Raw genomic sequence first — 1,684 nt, 5'->3', positions numbered from 1 at the left:
CGACATCCAGCTCGCACGCTATGCCGATGCCGGCCTGCCCAATGTCCGCACCAATGCCGAGGCCCCCGCCTCCGTGCTGGAGGAGATCGCAAAGCCGGACGCGCAAGGCGCCAAACTGCTGCGCGACGCCGCCGAGACCATGCGGCTGTCGGCGCGCGGCTATCACCGCGTGCTGCGGGTGGCGCGCACGCTGGCCGATCTCGATCATGCCGACAAGATCGGCCGGGTGCATCTGGCCGAAGCGCTGTCCTATCGCGCACTCGCGGAGGATGTACGGCAGCTGGCTTGATCATTCTGCGCATCAACCCGGCGGTAACGAGTTTCCTTTACGCTCTGCAAACCATAAGGCCCAATGAGTTCCTCGGGCCCCGGCGAGTAGAGTGTCATGTTGCGTTTCAAGATCCTGGCCTCGGTTGTTCCCCTCCTGGCGGCTGTTGCATTCGCCCGCGGCGAAATCGGATCGGTCTCACATCCCTGCATCGCGCTCGGCGACACCTCGGTCGAGCTGACCTCGCTGTTCTGGACGGCCGGCGTGCACGTGGCCTTCACCGAGGATCCGGAGCGCGCCACCGTGCGGGTCCAGATTACCGATGATGCTGACGCGGCGGACTTCGCCGTGGTCGACGACGGCCTAGGTTCCGAACCGGACTCCTGCCAGGCCAATCCGTCGACGCGCCTTGTCTCGATCGCCGCTCAGCCGGTCGATGGCGGGCCGGTGGTCTACCTCTCCAGCGAGGGCCCGGCTGATTATCGCATCTATGTGCGCTCGAAGACGTTCTCGCAGCGCGAGGCGGCGGCGCTGATCGTCGGCGCCCATGGCGGCCATCGCCCGCTCCCGCTCCAGGCCGCCTCGCTGTAAATTGTTTGAGCATGATCTTTCGGAAAACCGCCGAACACTTTTCCGGATCATGCTCTGAGGCGTTAACACCTCGTTAATCCTGTTTGGAGGCGACGCCAAAGCCTCAAGCTGTTCGCAAGGTCGGCGCGACATCGTCACAGCCGGCGGGTGGCAGGATTTCGAAAAGAGTCGGGGTCGGTGACGATGGGTCGGACGTTCCGGATCAAGGTGCGCATGCGCCGCTTCAGGCGACAGCACCCCCGAATTGCCTTTGCGATCCGCTCCTTCATGATCTTCTCGGCGACCTTCGGCGGCGCCTATGGTTTCGTGACCGGCAGCCGGTCCGAGAATTCCGGCTACGACCCCCACGCCTTCGCGATCGGCGCCAGCTTCCTGTTCGCGCTCGCCTGCCTCGGCCTTGCGACGCTGAGCATGCGCCTGCGCTTCGTCCATAAGCGGCTGCGTAAGCTCGCCGCCCACAACGAGGCGCTGATCGACCGCAATTGGGAGCTGAAGGAAGCGGAAGAACGCGCCCGCAGCCTGTTCGAACAGCAGGGCGACCTCATCGTGCTGCGCGACACAAGCGGCCGCATCACCTTTGCCAACGAGGCCTATTGTGCCCTCGCCGGACAGGTGCGCAGCGCGCTGGTCGGCACGCGTTTCGACTTCGACGTGCTGGAGCAGGGCGACAGCGCGCGCGAGAGCAACGGCACGCGCATCCACGACCAGAAGATCGCAACCCCGCTTGGCGCGCGCTGGATTGCGTGGCGCGAGGGCTACGTCCGCCTCGATGCCGGGCAACCCGCCGAATTGCAGAGCGTGGGACGCGACGTCACCGACCGCACC

General features: G+C 65.4%; 2 protein-coding genes and 1 pseudogene. All 3 read left to right on the top strand.

Annotation, left to right across the window (positions count from 1 at the left end; translation table 11 throughout):
* Positions 1-289, top strand: a pseudogene (locus tag MOV74_RS37550) (ATP-binding protein); the annotation flags it as partial.
* Positions 290-385: 96 nt separating this feature from the next.
* The gene (locus MOV74_RS37545) at positions 386-859 is read left to right on the top strand and encodes a hypothetical protein (RefSeq protein ID WP_246932485.1); all 474 of its coding nucleotides are present in this window, start codon (positions 386-388) and stop codon (positions 857-859) included.
* A 183-nt stretch (positions 860-1,042) separates the two neighbouring features.
* Positions 1,043-1,684, top strand: a 642-nt coding sequence (locus MOV74_RS37540) for a PAS domain S-box protein (protein WP_246932487.1), incomplete at its 3' end; no start/stop codon positions are given.

The organism is Bradyrhizobium sp. SHOUNA76 (genome assembly GCF_023006445.1).
GTDB lineage: Bacteria > Pseudomonadota > Alphaproteobacteria > Rhizobiales > Xanthobacteraceae > Bradyrhizobium.
The sequence above is the reverse complement of the archived record's forward strand: the minus strand, read 5'-3'. Positions and strand labels throughout refer to the sequence as shown.

Coding starts and splice junctions, on each gene's coding strand:
- MOV74_RS37545 (WP_246932485.1), top strand. CDS start 386: ATGTTGCGTTTCAAGATCCTGGCCTCGGTTGTTCCCCTCCTGGCGGCT.